General features: G+C 60.3%; 11 protein-coding genes and 3 pseudogenes. 6 read left to right on the plus strand and 8 right to left on the minus strand.

Annotated features, from left to right (window positions below):
- Positions 1–5 precede the first annotated feature (5 nt).
- Both ACVWYO_RS23480 and ACVWYO_RS23485 read right to left on the minus strand, forming a co-directional pair.
- Entirely contained in the window at positions 6–386 is a 381-nt protein-coding gene (locus ACVWYO_RS23480; protein WP_457355332.1) for a hypothetical protein, read from the minus strand.
- Positions 387–462: 76 nt separating this feature from the next.
- A complete protein-coding gene (locus ACVWYO_RS23485; protein WP_457355582.1) occupies positions 463–1,518 on the minus strand; it encodes an aldo/keto reductase in 1,056 nt (351 codons plus the stop codon).
- A 606-nt stretch (positions 1,519–2,124) separates the two neighbouring features.
- On the opposite strand from ACVWYO_RS23485, the gene ACVWYO_RS23490 reads away from it, so the two are divergent.
- The 3 genes from ACVWYO_RS23490 to ACVWYO_RS23500 all read left to right on the plus strand — a co-directional run bounded on the left by ACVWYO_RS23490 (position 2,125) and on the right by ACVWYO_RS23500 (position 5,163).
- Complete coding sequence (locus ACVWYO_RS23490; protein WP_457355334.1) at positions 2,125–2,856, plus strand: CoA transferase subunit A; 732 nt, start codon at positions 2,125–2,127, stop codon at positions 2,854–2,856.
- The gene (locus ACVWYO_RS23495) at positions 2,856–3,512 is read left to right on the plus strand and encodes a CoA transferase subunit B (RefSeq protein WP_457355336.1); all 657 of its coding nucleotides are present in this window, start codon (positions 2,856–2,858) and stop codon (positions 3,510–3,512) included. Before ACVWYO_RS23490 ends, ACVWYO_RS23495 begins: the two co-directional genes overlap by 1 nt.
- Before the next feature lie 562 nt (positions 3,513–4,074).
- The gene (locus tag ACVWYO_RS23500; protein WP_457355338.1) at positions 4,075–5,163 is read left to right on the plus strand and encodes an alpha/beta hydrolase fold domain-containing protein; all 1,089 of its coding nucleotides are present in this window, start codon (positions 4,075–4,077) and stop codon (positions 5,161–5,163) included.
- 580 nt (positions 5,164–5,743) lie between these two features.
- Here the strand turns inward: ACVWYO_RS23500 and ACVWYO_RS23505 are convergent.
- A pseudogene (locus ACVWYO_RS23505) lies at positions 5,744–6,202 on the minus strand (transposase); the annotation flags it as partial.
- Positions 6,203–6,231: 29 nt separating this feature from the next.
- On the minus strand, positions 6,232–6,525 hold the full coding sequence (locus ACVWYO_RS23510; RefSeq protein WP_457355583.1) for a transposase family protein: 294 nt from the start codon (positions 6,523–6,525) through the stop codon (positions 6,232–6,234).
- On the opposite strand from ACVWYO_RS23510, the gene ACVWYO_RS23515 reads away from it, so the two are divergent.
- On the plus strand, positions 6,485–6,628 hold the full coding sequence (locus tag ACVWYO_RS23515; RefSeq protein ID WP_457355603.1) for a hypothetical protein: 144 nt from the start codon (positions 6,485–6,487) through the stop codon (positions 6,626–6,628). The two genes, ACVWYO_RS23510 and ACVWYO_RS23515, sit on opposite strands and share 41 nt — an antisense overlap.
- A 216-nt stretch (positions 6,629–6,844) precedes the next feature.
- On the opposite strand, the gene ACVWYO_RS23520 is transcribed toward ACVWYO_RS23515, so the two are convergent.
- The gene (locus ACVWYO_RS23520; protein ID WP_457355340.1) at positions 6,845–9,190 is read right to left on the minus strand and encodes a TonB-dependent receptor; all 2,346 of its coding nucleotides are present in this window, start codon (positions 9,188–9,190) and stop codon (positions 6,845–6,847) included.
- A gap of 955 nt (positions 9,191–10,145) precedes the next feature.
- Here ACVWYO_RS23520 and ppdK point away from each other — a divergent pair.
- Positions 10,146–12,852: pseudogene (gene ppdK, locus ACVWYO_RS23525) on the plus strand (pyruvate, phosphate dikinase).
- Between the two features lie 70 nt (positions 12,853–12,922).
- Here ppdK and ACVWYO_RS23530 read toward each other — a convergent pair.
- The 3 genes and pseudogenes from ACVWYO_RS23530 to ACVWYO_RS23540 all read right to left on the minus strand — a co-directional run.
- Positions 12,923–13,219: pseudogene (locus ACVWYO_RS23530) on the minus strand (hypothetical protein); the annotation flags it as partial.
- Between the two features lie 75 nt (positions 13,220–13,294).
- Positions 13,295–13,528, minus strand: a complete 234-nt coding sequence (locus ACVWYO_RS23535; protein WP_457355342.1) for a helix-turn-helix domain-containing protein — start codon at positions 13,526–13,528, stop codon at positions 13,295–13,297.
- A 110-nt stretch (positions 13,529–13,638) separates the two neighbouring features.
- Complete coding sequence (locus tag ACVWYO_RS23540) at positions 13,639–14,769, minus strand: GNAT family N-acetyltransferase (protein WP_457355344.1); 1,131 nt, start codon at positions 14,767–14,769, stop codon at positions 13,639–13,641.
- Between ACVWYO_RS23540 and ACVWYO_RS23545 the strand changes: the two genes are divergently transcribed.
- Positions 14,743–15,954 (plus strand): LysR family transcriptional regulator, encoded by a 1,212-nt coding sequence (locus tag ACVWYO_RS23545; protein WP_457355346.1) that lies wholly within the window; start codon positions 14,743–14,745, stop codon positions 15,952–15,954. The genes ACVWYO_RS23540 and ACVWYO_RS23545 overlap by 27 nt on opposite strands.
- Positions 15,955–16,032 lie beyond the last annotated feature (78 nt).

Consider the following 16,032-nt stretch of genomic DNA (forward strand, 5'->3'; position numbering starts at 1 on the left):
GGAAATCATCTTCCCTGACGCGTCCTGAGCATCGTCAGCAGCTGCGCTGCCGCGGTGGCCACGGTCTCGGTCGGATGGGCGGCGCATCGGTCGTGCATAAAGGTCTTCATGTCGCTCGGCGTTAGGCCGCGACCGATGTCGAAGCCGTCGGTCGAAACATACCAGTTGTACGCAGACATGAACCCCGCAACCCAGAACCGGTTCGCGTAGTAATCGCTCTGGTCGGCCTTGACCTCGGCTGCACTCCATTCGCTGCAAAATTTATGGCCCGCTCCGTACGTTACGGGGCCGGCGGGCGCCGTGGTGGCAACCGGGGAAGAGACCGCGCTCGCAGCGGGAGTGGCGGTCTGCGCGAAGGCCGGAGACATGGGCACGAATAGCAGCATTATGGTGAATCTCATATCAGCGACTCCAAAGAAGGCATCAAAAGGCAAATGGCGCCGAACGATAGAGACTCGATCATCAGGACGTGGCTGCTTCGCTATCCAGAACGGCCATATGGGTGCTCGGATAACGGTCGCCGGCCGCACTACCTCTCGGCACTGCCTGATCGATCGCCTGAAGGTCGAGGTCAGAGAGCCTGACTTTCAGACTTCCCAGTGCCTCGACAAGCTGGTCGCGGCGCCGCGCGCCGATGATTGGAACGATGTCTGCTCCCTGCGCCGTCACCCAGGCGATCGCGACCTGTGCCACGCCGATTCCACGAGCTTCGGCAAAGGTGCGCAGGGCGTCTACGAGCTGCAGGTTCCTGTCGATATTGCCGTCCTGGAAGCGCGGCGTCTTGGTTCGAATGTCTCCAATCGCCGCGTCCTTGCGCCAATGACCGCTGATCAGACCACGCCCTAAGACGCCGTAGGCGGTGATCCCGATGCCGAGTTCGCGTGCGGTTGCCAGTATGCTGTCCTCGATGCCGCGCGACATGACCGAGTATTCTATCTGCAGGTCTGTGATCGGGTGGATGGCGGCGGCCCGCCGCAACGTGGCCCCACCGACTTCGGACAAGCCAATACCGCGGATGTAGCCTGCCCTGACGAGATCGGCCATCGCGCCGACCGTCTCCTCGATGGGGGTGTCGGGATCGAGCCGAGAGGGTCGATAGATGTCGATGTGATCGACGCCCAGACGTTTTAGCGAATATGTGAGGAAGTTTCGGATCGACTTCGGTCGGCTGTCGTCGCCGATCAGCAGACCGTCCGGGCCTCGCAACGAGCCGAACTTCACGCTGAGGTGGTAGGCGTCGCGCGGAACACCCAACAGCGCCTCCGAGATCAATGTCTCGTTGTGGCCCATGCCGTAGAAATCGCCGGTGTCGATGAGCGTGACGCCGTCATCAAGTGCTGCCTGGATCGTGGCGATGCTCTCCCGCCGATCCGTGTGCCCGTACACGCCGGACATGCCCATGCAGCCCAGCCCTAGAGCGGATACAGAAGGTCCAGTCTTGCCTAGTGTTCGCCTATTCACGCTTCTCGCTCCATTGATCAGCAACGCGCGTTCGAATGCGGAACGACCGACTTTCACCGCCGTGCCGCGACCGGCACTCCCCCACCACTCATGACGCGAAGCGACTTTTTTAACGTTCCCATACAACACCTACTCCATGGCGTCGGTCGCGCAGAGAGGCCGAGTGATCGGCACCGATGCCGGATCTGCATCGGGGAGCTGGAGGGCGAAATCGCAGAAAGCCCTTCGAGCGTTGCGCGCGTCGCTCGGCGTCCGTCCGCAATCCGTATCCCGCTCCCGATCGCCGAGCACTGCATCGCTGTAGCGCCGAAACTCGGTCACCACCGCCGCCCATGCCCGCGACTTTGCCGAGCTTAGGTAGCGACACTTCCGTTGATACGCGTGGAAGCTCACAGGATCGGCCAGAAGGCCTCAAGATTCGAAAGGGTCCCTTGAAGACTTTCACTGGTGCGTCGATAAGGTTTCGACGCTTGCGCGGCCGAAACCCGCTTAGCATCGCTCTCGCCGATTTCGCATCTCGACAGCCACCCGGGCGGGCAGTATCCGGCCGGCACGTCCATGCCGGTCCAAACTTCGGTCGCGGCGAAGCGATTCAAATGGATTGCAGAGCGTGATTGCCACCATTGGCCTGATCGCTTCAACAATTTTGTGCAAGGAAATCGCGTGATCAAGCTCCATCCCGATGCGGCGTCCGCGCTGGACGGGCTTCTCCACGATGGCATGACGATCTGTGCCGGAGGCTTCGGTCTTTGCGGGATACCGGAACGATTAATCGATGCCATTCGTGATGCAGGGACCAAAGGACTGACCATCGCCAGCAACAATGCCGGCATCGATGGCGAGGGTCTGGGTAAGCTCCTGCGCACCCGACAGGTCGCCAAGATGATCGCTTCGTATGTCGGCGAAAACAAGGAGTTCGAGCGCCAATACCTGTCAGGTGAGCTCGACGTAGAATTCTGCCCGCAGGGTACCCTGGCTGAACGATGCCGGGCGGGCGGAGCAGGAATACCAGGCTTTTATACGAAGACCGGCGTGGGCACGCTGGTCGCCGAAGGTAAGGAAATAAAGCAGTTCGACGGCGAGGATTACATCCTCGAGCGCGGCATCCGCGCCGATCTCGCGATCATCAAGGGTTGGAAGGCGGATCAAAGCGGCAACCTCATTTTTCGGAAGACCGCGAGAAACTTTAATCACCCGATGGCGACCGCGGGACGCGTCTGCGTCGCGGAGGTGGAGGAAATAGTGCCTATCGGAAGCCTCGATCCAGACCAGATACACCTCCCCGGCATCTACGTGAATCGACTCATCGTCAGTCCACCTTACGAGAAGAAGATCGAGTTCCGCACCACGCGCCCCAGAGCGACGACCGGTGCGGCTTTGGAGCGTGCCCTCTGATGCCATGGACACGTGATCAGATAGCAGCCCGCGCTGCGCAGGAACTCCGCGACGGATTCTACGTGAACCTGGGGATCGGCATCCCGACCCTGGTCGCGAACCATGTCCCATCGACGATGGAAGTCACGCTCCAATCCGAGAACGGCATGCTTGGCATTGGTCCGTTCCCATACGACGATGAAGTGGATCCTGACCTCATCAACGCTGGCAAGCAAACGATCAGCGAGCTGCCACAGACGTCCTACTTCTCGAGCGCGGACAGCTTCGCCATGATCCGCGGAGGCCACATCGACCTCACCGTGCTCGGCGCGATGGAGGTCTCCGAGACCGGTGACATCGCAAACTGGATGATTCCGGGCAAAATGATCAAAGGAATGGGCGGTGCGATGGATCTGGTCGCGGGCGTGAAGAGAATCATCGTCGTGATGGAGCACACCGCAAAGGATGGATCCCCGAAATTCATTCCGGCCTGCACCCTGCCGCTGACTGGACGCAATGTCGTGGACATGGTCATTACGGATCTGGCGGTCTTCCGACGATCGGATCAACATTCGCGCTTCGAACTCATTGAAACCGCACCCGGCGTGACCACCGCTGATATCGCGGCCCGCACCACGGCGCATTTCACAGTCCGGTCTGATGTCGCCAGAAGATAAACTTTTGGCCTGCCGCACGGGGCAAGCCCTCGGTCAACCGTGTCTGACTCCACGTAATCGGGGCTGCCGCGCGTCGCCCCAATAGTAAGACGCGATCTGCGTGGCGGAACCAGCCCCGCCGAAGGTGAGGCGACCGCTATAACGGTCCCGTTTCCGCGATAGGTGGGAGGACGCGCGTGTCCGTGACGATAGTCCCAGGCGCGTGCCTCGTCGGTGCGAGCATTTCTCGGACTCATGGTCTCGCGGACGGACCGGCGGCATGTATCATGGCAAAGACCGCCAACGACCGCTGCTGGGAGCAGGCGGCTTGATCATCTCCACTCCGCGTGCCGGCCGATGCCTATTACACATCGCCCGACGAAAACTCGCGTCTCGCCGTTGGCGGAGTGTCGATCTAACATTGATGAATAGCGATCGGATTAAATGTCAGGAGCGGTCGAGCACGCGCGCGCGAGGCCTTACAAACACCAGGCTAACGGGTTTTCACAAAAGCCGGAGCGGTGATAAAGTATATTCCAGGTCTCGATGGGATCATATCTGAAAATCGAAGGCGAAGAATCAGATGCATAAGTTCTTGATGACGACGGCGATCGCTCTCACAGCGCCTGTAACGTCCTATGCGCAAGTAATGGCGCCGCAGCCTGCGATTTCCAGTGGAAATACGGCGGATGCAGTTGCGGTGGGTGCCGAACCGTCACTTCGATTTCGCGTTCCCGGTACGGTATCGAACGAAGCGGCCAAGGTGCTGGCCGCCGTCTACGCGGTAAGCTCAAAACAGCCGCCACAGACGAAACCAGTTACGCTCGCGGACTGGGATCGAATCAGGGAGGCGACGGACAAGCGCATGATCCTGGCTTCCGACGCCATCGTCGCCGAGCTGGGCGCCAGCGTGCAGGACGATCAAATCGGCGGTGTTCCAGTAGTGCGCATCCTGCCCGCGAACTACAAATCGAACGGCCATACCCTGATCTATCTTCACGGGGGCGGCTACACGCGTTTCTCGGCTCGGTCCCGTCTTGGACCGCCGGCGCTCGTGGCGGCCGCAACCGGGGACGAGGTGATCTCGCTCGACTACACCGTCGCTCCCAGGGGAAACTGGAGGATTGTCACCGATCAGGTGCTTTCCGTCTGGAAAGCACTACTCGCTAAGGGGACGGCGCCTGCTAGCATTGGGATCTTCGGTGACTCGGCGGGCGGCGGCATGGCGGCGGGATCCGTCCTCAAGATGCGCGATCAGGGGCTGCCGCTACCAGGAGCTCTATACCTGATGTCACCGTCCTGTGATGTCACCCAGCAGGGCGACAGCTATCTGACCCTCTCCGGTGTCGACCCTGTGCTCGATCGCGAAAGCTCCGCTTGGGGAGCGGACGCTTACGCGGATCCCAAGGACCAGAAAAATCCCTATGTCTCAGCGGTCTATGGTGACTACTCGAAAGCCTATCCGCCCACACTGATCCAAGGTGGAACCCGCGAAATGCTTCTCAGCAATTTCGTGAGAGAATACCAGGCGATCCGAGGCGGCGGCCATGAGGCGATACTCGACCTCTATGAAGGCATGCCTCACGTATTTCAGGGATCGGTCCCGAACTCGCCAGAATCTCGCACCGCCATAGCCAGGGCAGCCGCGTTTTTTGGGGCGCATCTGCGGTAAGGGTAAAGCACGGGCATGGCATACCGGAAAAGCGTGATATCTGTATGAAGGGCGTGTCTGTCCGCGTCCGTGGCCACTTCCGACAGATGTTTCTCTCTCGGCACCAGCGAGGGTTGGGCGGGCCTGCGCGAGCTGCTGCTCGGGCGGAAGCGGTTCGCGCGTAGGGGGCGGCGCGTGCCGAACCCGCGCCGGAGCCGAGGCGACGCCGTGCTTTGGTGCGGTTGTGTGAGCTGCAGTGTGAACGGTTAGCGTGGACATCGGACCCTGCCAATCTTCCACAGGAGCTTGACGAGTTCCGCTGACAGAAATCCGCAGGCACCGCATAGCCAAAAGCGTTCTGGCAAAGTCGCTAGTGCCCGGCCGTCTTCGAATCTTCGATGCGTGCAGGCATGACATTTGGTGATCGCCCGCCAGATAAGTCGAGAGACAATCTGGCGGGTCGATTAGACGAACTACTACTATGTTTGGCGGCTGCCGCGATCCGCGCGGAATGTGGCTCGGCGCCGAAATTGACTCCAGTAGGTTTTTGCCAAGTTACTGAATTTGCGTCGAGGTTTTCCTAAGCTAGGGGTCCCGATCGGCGCCTATCGTGACCCTTATAACTCGTACTTTCCGAACGAATACAGATAGTTGCCTTGCTAAAAGCAGGGTCCCGTCTTCGGCGCCGATGTGCAGTCATAGCCCTGACTGAGCGCCGGATTTGGCGCACTGATCGGCGGACCGCGTCGAGGAACGCGCGGCTGGCATTCTCCATCAGGTGCCAGCGGTCGGCAACCTGCACCGCGTGGGGAAGCGCCCTGGCAGCCGCACGGGCATAGGCGCCGCCACGGTCTCGCGCGACAACCTCGATCTGTGGATGACCGGCAAGCCATGCTTCGGCTGTCGCGGGTTCCCGGTCAGGCAGCAGGCCAATCGGGCGACTTCGTTCGAGGTCGCAGATGATCGTTCCGTATCGCTGGTTCCGCCGCCATGCCCAGTCGTCGATCCCGATCACGATCGGAGGAATGATCGGTGGACAGCCCCGTCGTCGTACGACCCGCAGCAACGTGCCGTTGCTGACCGGCATCATCAACCGGCTCGCAAGAGTGGCAGCAGGACGCCCGCCCAGCGCAAGGCCAAGATGATGGGGGCGGTCCGCCTTGCCCATGGTGCCAGCGTGGCGGTAGCGAAGGGCTCCGCGAACAGACGCCGTGGACAGCGCACGGCGTCGCACCAAAAGCGACGGACGGTCACAGTGAGGCGAACCGATCGACCGCTCAGCGGGAGATCGGCAACCCTCCGTCGATAGCGACTATGGGCAACGCGGCTGGAAGAGCCACAGATGGGGCAGTTGCTGCCGGCCGTAACGCTGCAAACCGCGATCGTGGTGACCGTAGTATCGGTCGATGCAGCCTGGACCTTGAAGCCGGGTGGAATCAACGCTGACGGACCAAGCGCGCTCTTCATGGCGATCATCCCACTGTGAAACCGTCACTACACAGCGCTCAAATCACATCAAAATTGAGTTAGAGCCGAAATTTGGACCCCCTCATAACTCATACTTTGCGACGGAATACAGATAGTTGCCTTGCTCAAATCAGGGTCCCGTCTTCGGCCCCGATCAACATAAATAAGAGGGCAAAGCACCGGTGCCCGAGCGGGCACCGGTGCTTCGCCTCGTCCCGGCGGCAGAAGCTGCCGGTTAGAACTTATGTGAAAGGCGAGCGCCATACGTGCGCGGTGGCGTCGTATAGGCTGATAGGAGGCCCTGGAATGCAATCGGCGCAGATAGCAGCCGGGTGTTTTCAATGTTGCGAACGAAGCCGGCGAACGACCAGCGCCCGTTCGCTGGCCCGAACGAAACTTGCGCGTTAGTTGTCCAGCTGGCCTTTTGCAGCTGTTCGGTCGCGTAGTCGAAATATGCGAAGCGGCTGGTCTTGTATTGCGTGTCCGCCGTCAGGACGAGCTTATAGTCACCAATCGGCACGGTTTGCTGTGCGGAAAAATTCGCGGACCACGTCGGCGAGTTGTAGGAAGGCAATCCCGAGCAATTGACTGAGAACAGCGGGAAGCGGCCCGCGAACCCCGCCGAGGCCACTGCACAGTTTGTCGAAGGGTAACCAACGACGTTAAATGTGAAGTCGTCATTGCGGGCGTGGAGGTACTGCACGTCTGCCCCGAGCTGTGTGGTGGGCGTAACAAGCACCCGAGCTTCCACCTCGACGCCCTTAATCGTCGAGCTACCGACGTTCTGGGTGTAGCTCCCCGGACGGTTAATCTCATCGACGGTGCCATGCGCAACTTGCTCATTCCGGTACTTCCACAAGAACGCTTCGACGTTGAGCTGAACGCGATTGTTAAGAAATCTGTTCTTGGATCCGAGCGTGTAGGCCGTGATGTACTCGGGCTGGTACACCTGCGAGATCGGCGCGTTTGCGTCGAGCACCACGGCGGTGTTGAAGCCGCCGGAACGGAAGCCGGTCTCCGCGCTAGCGTACAGCAGCGAGGTTGAGGTTAGATCAAACTCAGCCGCAGCGCGCCAGGTAACCCGCCCAACGCTAAGAGAATTATTGAAAAAGTAATCGGTGCGCGAAATGATTGAATTTGGCGTTGGTCCAGGAACGGTCACGGGAGTCAACTGCGACGGGCTTTGGCCCGGAATGGCGAAAGGCAGCAGAGTCTCGTACGGCACTGGCGTGGGCAAAATCGCCGTCGGGCACGTCGCGCCCGCGGCGCAAGTCTCGGCGATCGTGATATTGTGCGAATTGAACTGCTTGTTGTCACGCGTATAACGAATGCCGCCTACAAGCCGCAGTTTCGGGCCAAGGTGCGCGGTCACGCGGGCAAACGGTGCGTACGACTGCGTATTGACGACTGTCGGCTCCGCGAAGCTACCGCTGCTGTTGCTGGTGATGGAACCCTGCCGCAGCCGCGCATTCTCATTGTAATAGAAAAACCCAAGCGTGTAATCGAATAGGCTCACCTTGCCAGCGAAACGTGTCTCAACGCTATACTGGATGTCTTTCTGATCGTTAGCAATAGGAAATCCGCCACTGGGATTAGTGTTCTGTACATGGTCAAACCGCACCGCCGGTATGATGGTGAGAGTCCCATGCCTGGTATTCCACTCGATATCAGCGTTTGAGCCGAAGAAGTTGCTATCTTGGTAATTCGCGGGAAACGGATCACGGTGACGACCCGCTACACCGCTAAATAGAGATGTCCAAAATGCCTGAGATGCGGCAGACGTGTTGCCTTCGGCTCGAGACAGGCCGGTCGGGGTGACGACGCAATGAGGCGATTGCCCCGGTGTGTTCGCAGTCGCTGCCGAGCACGCATAGGTGTCTAGGAAACTCAGGCCTGTGCCCAGGCCTCCCAGATGCTCGTAATCGAATGCAAGACGCGCTGTCAGATCGGGTGTAAGATGGGACTTCAGCTGGATGCGCAGTCCCTGGCTCTTATCATCCGAACTGCCGTCCCGATTGTATCCGTCGCGATTGTTCACAATCCCGGAGATCCGGATCGCACCGTTTTCGCCGATAGGTAAGTTAACCGCACCTTCTGTGGAAAATGCGTTGTAATTGCCGTACTGAATTGAGCCATAACCGGAGAACTCGCCGATTTTCGGCTGAGTCGGCAAAATGTTGATCGCACCCGCCGTTGCGTTTCGACCGTAAAGCGTGCCTTGGGGGCCCTTAAGGACCTCCACTCGATCGGTATCGAAAAACGTTGTCGACGTGGCGGTCAAACGCCCGATGTAGATGCCATCATAATTGAACGCGACGGCAGGATCACTTGTAATTTGAACCGAGAAATTGCCGACGCCGCGGATGAAGGAGGTTGCCGACGGGCCAACATTAGCAATCGTTAGCGCCGGCACCAGGCTGTTGAGCCGATCAGGCTGAGTGATGCCGTTGTTCACCAGATCTGCCCCGCTAACCACATTTATGGCTATTGCGGCACGCTGCGAGCTTTCCGACTGCCGCTGCGCCGTCACGATAATGTCGCCAAGGCCCGTGCCGTTCAGCGTTTGCGAATCCGCGCTCACATCCGAAGAGCTTTTCGGGCTTTCGTTAGGTTTCGACTGTGCCGTCCCCCCCGCATTCACTGGCGACTGGGACGATCTATCCTGAGCCAGCGCGACTCCTGAGACCGTGCTAAGAAGGACGGCCGTGCCGGACAATAAGAAACCTCGCATAATCATCCCCTATTATGCCTCATTCTAGGAGGCCTTTTTGTTCTGCATCTGCAACCCTGACCGACGTGATCGGATGACACCTAAATACGACTACTCGCAAAGCAGCGATGCTATCATCGCCGCGTTAGGTCTCCCAAAAGCGTATCGATAGATAGCGGAAACGCGGTATTGATATCAGGCGAGCATCGGCAATTGCGCTTCCCGATCGTTTTCCAGATTGCACTCGAGACTCTCGCCTGCTGACTAGACGGCGTTAGGTTGGATTCGCACCGCTCAAGAAATGCTTAAACGTTCGATGTCTTCGCTAGATTTTGCGCGACGATTGCCGACCCGCCTCTCGGGTTTGTCCGCAATCGCACTTTCCCCTCGGCCTCGCGCGGCTAGACAAGCCTGAGATCTGGCAATGCTCACATTGCTGTCTCGACGGAGAGCGATGCAACCCGCCCGCTCCTCGACGATACGATCCGAGGCGTCGCCATTACGCTATCAGCCGCCGTTTTTTGGCATCGTGCCACACCGTTGCAAGAGACGTAGTGCCACGCGGAACAAACTGTGTGACAGTACCTTTTTATCAAGCTGCGCAATATTATGGTCCGCCGGAACTCCCGAAATAGGGCATATCTTTTGGAAGTACCGCGGCCCACATCGTCCGCACAGCCGGTAAATACCTCGGGACACTTCGTCCTGACCCGAGCGCTTCCGAAAAATACCAGCAACCAAGCCTTCGGGCGAAGGCCTGACTGTGGTCGACGATCGGGAGGAACGAGCGGCCCAACACAATGTTCTTCGAATGGGAAACTTTTCCATGATTGATTTTCTTCTCAACGAACTGAAATCGCGTAACGCGCCGGCCTATGTATATCGGTTCGGCGGCGGCGTTTCGGACGGGGGCAAGGGCGATCGCAATCTGCTCGGCGGCAAGGGCGCGAACCTGGCGGAGATGGCGTCGATCGGCCTGCCGGTCCCGCCCGGTTTCACCATCTCGACCGATTTCTGCGCGGTCTATTATGACGAAGGCGGCCAGTTCCCCGCCGATCTGAAGGTCGAGGTCGCTACCGGCATCGCGCATATCGAAGGCATTACCGGCAAAAAATTCGGCGATGCGGCCGATCCGGTGCTCGTCTCGGTCCGCAGCGGCGCACGCGCCTCGATGCCGGGGATGATGGACACCGTCCTCAACCTCGGCCTCAACGACCGAACGGTCGAGGGCCTCGCCGCCACGTCGGGCGACGCGCGGTTCGCGTGGGATAGCTATCGCCGCTTCATCCAGATGTATGCCGACGTCGTGCTCGAACTCGACCATGACGCGTTCGAGGAAGCGCTCGAGATCGCCAAGGAAGACCGCGGCTACTTCCTCGATACCGATCTCAGCGCCGACGACCTGCGCGAGTTGGTGACCGAATATAAGGGCCTGGTCGAACAGCAATGGGGCAAGCCCTTCCCGCAGGACGTCCATGACCAATTGTGGGGCGCGGTCGGCGCGGTGTTCGGCTCGTGGCAGTCCGAGCGCGCGAAAGTGTATCGCCGCCTCAACGATATCCCCGCTAGCTGGGGCACCGCGGTCAACATCCAGGCGATGGTGTTCGGCAATATGGGCGAGACCTCGGCGACCGGCGTCGCGTTCACACGCGATCCGGCCAAGGGCGACCGCGCCTTACTATGGCGAGTTCCTGATCAATGCGCAGGGCGAGGACGTCGTCGCCGGCATCCGCACTCCGCAATATCTCACGACCGCGGCGCGCACCGCGGCCAATGCCAAGCCGCTGTCGATGGAAGAAGCGATGCCGGTGGTGTTCGCCGAACTCGCCAAGGTGTTCGACTTGCTCGAGACGCATTACCGCGACATGCAGGACATCGAATTCACCGTGCAGCAGGGCAAGCTCTGGATGCTCCAGACCCGCTCGGGCAAGCGCACCGCCAAGGCCGCGCTGAAGATCGCGGTCGATATGGCCGAGGAAGGCCTCATCACGCGCGAGGAAGCGGTCGCGCGGATCGACCCGATGGCGCTCGACCAGTTGCTCCATCCGACGCTCGACCCCAAGGCGCCGCGCGACGTGCTGACCAAGGGCTTGCCGGCATCACCCGGTGCTGCCTCGGGCTTTGCCGTGTTCGACAGCGACACCGCCGAGAAGCGCGCCACGGCGGGTGATTCGGTGATCCTGATCCGCACCGAGACCAGCCCCGAGGACATTCACGGCATGCACGCGGCGCGCGGTATCCTGACCGCGCGCGGCGGGATGACCAGCCACGCCGCGGTGGTGGCGCGCGGCATGGGGCGGCCGTGCGTCTCGGGCGCGGGGTCGATCTCGATCGACGCCAGGGCCGGCGTGATGCGCGTGGGCGATCGCGAGATCCGCGCGGGCGATCTCGTCACGATCGACGGCACCACCGGCGAAGTGATGGCCGGCGAAGTGCCGACCGTGCAGCCAGAATTGTCGGGCGATTTCGCGGCATTGATGGTGTGGGCCGACGGCGTGCGTCGCCTGAAGGTGCGCGCCAATGCCGAGACGCCGCTCGACGCCAAGGTCGCGCGCGAGTTCGGCGCCGAGGGCATCGGTCTCTGCCGTACCGAGCACATGTTCTTCGATGCCGAGCGCATCACCAACGTCCGCCAGATGATCCTCGCCGAGGACGAAGCCGGTCGCCGCACCGCGCTCGACAAACTCCTGCCCGAACAGCGCAGCGATTTCGTGCAATTGTTCGAGGTGATGGCCGGCCTGCCGGTGACGATCCGCTTGCTCGATCCGCCGCTGCACGAATTCCTGCCGCACGAGGAAGCCGAGTTTGCCGAGGTGGCGACCGCCGCGGGGGTCGATGTCGAGGTGTTCAAGCGCCGCGCAGCCGAGCTGCACGAGTTCAACCCGATGCTCGGCCATCGCGGTTGCCGGCTCGGCGTGACCTATCCCGAAATCTACGAGATGCAGGCGCGCGCGATCTTCGAGGCGGCGATCGAGGTCGCGGTCAAATCGGGCGCCGCACCGATCCCCGAGGTGATGATCCCGTTGGTCGGCACGGCACGCGAGCTCGAGCTGATGAAGATCGTGGTCGACAAAGCGGCGGAAGCGGTGTTCGCCGACAAGGGCAGCCGGATCGAATATCTCGTCGGGACGATGATCGAGCTGCCGCGTGCCTGCCTGATGGCGGGCGAAATCGCCGAGACGGCGGAGTTCTTCTCGTTCGGCACCAACGACCTCACGCAGACCACGCTCGGCGTCAGCCGCGACGATGCGGCACGCTTCCTAACGACGTATGTCGAGCGCGGCATTTACGCGCGAGACCCATTTGTGAGCCTCGACGTGGAAGGCGTCGGCCAACTGATCGGCCTCGCCGCCGAGCGGAGTCGCGCGACGCGACCGACGATTAAGCTCGGCATTTGCGGCGAGCATGGTGGCGATCCCGCGACCATTTCCTTCTGCGAGAGCATCGGGATCGACTATGTCTCTACAAGTCCTTTCAGAATCCCCGCCGCTCGCCTTGCTGCGGCGCAGGCCGTGCTCAGTCGTGGTGAATGAAAAGTCTGAAACCTGTTTTGCACAATTGTCGCACCGTCATTGACTGACTGGCGGAATTGAATCACGCGGCTAACGCACAAAGACAATCGTCGAGCGGTACGAGCCTGTGGTGGCGAAACGCCACAACCATGGCCTCCTCCCCCGCCGTGAGGACGGTGGAATGAAAGGCTTTCGGCCCCATCGCGGCATCGGCGGTATGCGCCCGCTTGCGCCACTTCTGCGCTGTCGTTGGACTGATCCTGGGACGCCGGGCGAGCGCCCTCACGCTCTCTTCACTCCGCTGTATTGCTCGACGGATTGTTTCAGTCGTCGTGGCGCTGCCGTGTAGAACCTGGCCATAGCTCCTCCCGTCGTCCGTGTTGGTCAATCGTACCACCACACTGCGAGATCAAACATCTAAGCACGACCGGCGCGACCGCTACCGACGTCGTGCAAGAACGGATTAGGCATCGCCCGATGCACGCTCTTCAACTATCTCGAGCGGTACGACCTCGACCGTCGGGTTGGCCGCGACAAGAAGGGAATAGACCGGCGTCTCGAGGACGGCGGCGATCACAGTGATGTCGCGGAAAGTGATTCCGACGAGGCGACCGTCTAAGATCCGATCGACGCGATCTGCGGGAAGCGCGCTGCGCTCCGCAAGCTCTTTGTTCGAAAGACCCTTGTCGCCGAGCAACGCGTTAACGCGATCTGCAAAACGGGATCGCAACTCTAATTGCACCGTCACACAATTCCTCGGTTCCCTCGCCAGGGGCGGTTCCGGTTGAGCGGGGAATGACATCCTGCTCATACCGCTAACGAAGAACGAACAAGCGACATGTCGAGGGGGCCGGGTTCATCCCAGCTGCCCTCCGGTCTGATCGCCATCATCGGGTCGATCCCGAATCGGATTTCCAGCGGATCCGCAGTCAGTTCCGCGACTATCTCGACATATTCAACATCGGAGAACCAGAAAGGCTGGCGTGCCGGGATGACATCAAAACCCAGCCGTTGCCAAAATCCCACGAGATCCGCTCGTGAATGTCCGTAAATCCGGCGAAAACCCTTACGCGCGCAGTGCGCCAGCGCCGCCTCGACCAACGGGCGCGAGAGGCGTCGGCTTCGGTATTCGCGGCGGATGGCAAGGCGCTCAAGCTTCGCAAAATCACCAAAATAGCGGATGCGGATGCACGCAGCCGGGTCATCACCGACATAAGCCAGAAGCTGCGTCGCACAAAAATCGTTGCCGTCGAACTCCTCTTCGTACGGGCATGCCTGTTCAGCTTGAAAAGTGGCGGAACGGACGGAGAAGACCTTGGCCATGTCCTCGATCGAGCGCGCGACCCGGACGCACACGCGCCCCCGACGTGCCCGTTCGATGTTTCGGGCGATGTCGATCGGTACTGCATTTTCCGGGCACGCCGCGACCAAGTGGGCGGAGGCGCCGGGGAACATCTCCCGGGCCGGCCGGAATCTGACCGCACGCTGGATGCTCGCTGAGGCATCTGTCGCTCCGTAAGAAAATACGGCGCATCCTTCCGGGCAAAGCTCACGGAAGAGCCGGGCGATGGGCTCGAACATACGGATTAGCAGCCCAGGCGCGACAATCAGCCAGATAGCGATAGCCGACGGCTTTTCGCCTGCCGAGCAGATCCAGGCCGGGTCGGGCTTACTGCCATCATATCGGCCGGTCGTCAGCGCCCACGCTCCGTACGCATTAAGGGGCAGGTAAGCGAATATGCCCGCGGTCCCGGCTTGGCCGGGCACGGTTACGGATCGGACGATCTCAGGGTTCTTCTCGAGCATCCGGGCGACTTGAACGCGGTCCGCCAGAGGAAGCAGCTCGCGCGCGTCATCGATCATTTTCATGGTGCTGCCCGCAGGGATGCGCTGCAGCCGGACTTGCCGACCATGATTACGCGCGATGAGCGTATCCATGCGCTCATTGAAGCAACTATCCCAGAAAGAGGTCGGTTGGGAGCCTATCGGATTGCCAACTTGCTGAAACATTATACCTCCCAGGTGCGTCACGCGAACGGCGTCGTTGCGGAGGTAATATTGCGAAGACACCCAGACGGCAGGCTCACAAAGGTTGAACCTCGTGTTCCAGGGGGGAACACCGACGATCGGGTCGATTTCGCCGATCTACAGTGGGACGACGTGAGGCTGTTCCGCGCCATCCAGCGCTTGGGCAGCATGCGGAAAGTGGCGTCAGATCAAGGGGTTGTGGTGAATACGATTCGTCGGAGGATAGAGCGCGTCGAGACAAGGCTTGGCCTGGATCTGGCACGTCGTAGCGCTAACGGGATCGTGCTAACCAAAGAGGGAGAAAAGCTTCTTCGAATCGGCCAGGCAATGAGCGACGCCGCGGAGTGGGATGCTTCGGATGGCACCAAAGACGTTCTCGTGAAGCCGGGACAGATCACGATAGCGTGCACGGAGGGTATCGGAACGCTGTGGCTGACACCGAGGATGTCGCGGCTCCGTGCGGTCCTCCCCGACATGACCATAGGCTTGGATATCGATTACAACCTTGCTCGTGATCGAACGCATGAAGCCGACATCTGGCTGACATACGAACAGCCAGCAGAAGCCGACCTCATTACAGCGAAATTGGCTACCATTCATTTCGCCGTATACGCGAGCAAGAGCTATATCCAGCGCTACGGCGTGCCTTCAAGCGTGGACTCGCTTAAGGACCATCGGATCGTTGAGCATGTCGGTCCTGGCGTACGCTCGGAGCAACTCGACTTTCTGATCGGCACGGAACGCCCTCAAGGCCTCGTTGCGATGCGTACCAACTCCTCGCTATCTCAGCTTTGGTCGATCGTGGAGGGTATCGGTATTGGCGCACTGCCTACTTTTGTTAGCGAAATCACAACCGCTGCGGTTCCAGTTCCGCCAGAGCTCAGGATACGACGAGAACTTCGTCTCGTGTATCGGTCCAAGGCAAAACCCTCTCCAGCCATCCTCGCGACAGTGCGCTGGATTCGCGAATGTTTCGATCGCGCGATCCACCCTTGCTTCGCCGATACCTTTATAGATCCAAGAGATTTCTCCCGGGATTCCAGCGACACGAACATCGTAAACCTCTTCCCGAATACGTTCGCCGAGATCAATTAGCCCGGATTATTCATCGGGAGCCCAAATCGGTGGTGGCGATCGTGGTCTAAGTCTCTGGTTTGGAGTAGAGAAAGGGTG

Source organism: Sphingomonas sp. UYP23 (genome assembly GCF_054059235.1).

Bases quoted from the DNA above. Each gene is read 5' to 3' on its own strand.
- ACVWYO_RS23545 (WP_457355346.1), top strand. From the start codon at position 14,743: ATGATTACGCGCGATGAGCGTATCCATGCGCTCATTGAAGCAACTATC.
- ACVWYO_RS23540 (WP_457355344.1), bottom strand. From the start codon at position 14,769: ATGGATACGCTCATCGCGCGTAATCATGGTCGGCAAGTCCGGCTGCAG.
- ACVWYO_RS23500 (WP_457355338.1), top strand. From the start codon at position 4,075: ATGCATAAGTTCTTGATGACGACGGCGATCGCTCTCACAGCGCCTGTA.
- ACVWYO_RS23495 (WP_457355336.1), top strand. From the start codon at position 2,856: ATGCCATGGACACGTGATCAGATAGCAGCCCGCGCTGCGCAGGAACTC.
- ACVWYO_RS23480 (WP_457355332.1), bottom strand. From the start codon at position 386: ATGCTGCTATTCGTGCCCATGTCTCCGGCCTTCGCGCAGACCGCCACT.
- ACVWYO_RS23515 (WP_457355603.1), top strand. From the start codon at position 6,485: ATGGGGCAGTTGCTGCCGGCCGTAACGCTGCAAACCGCGATCGTGGTG.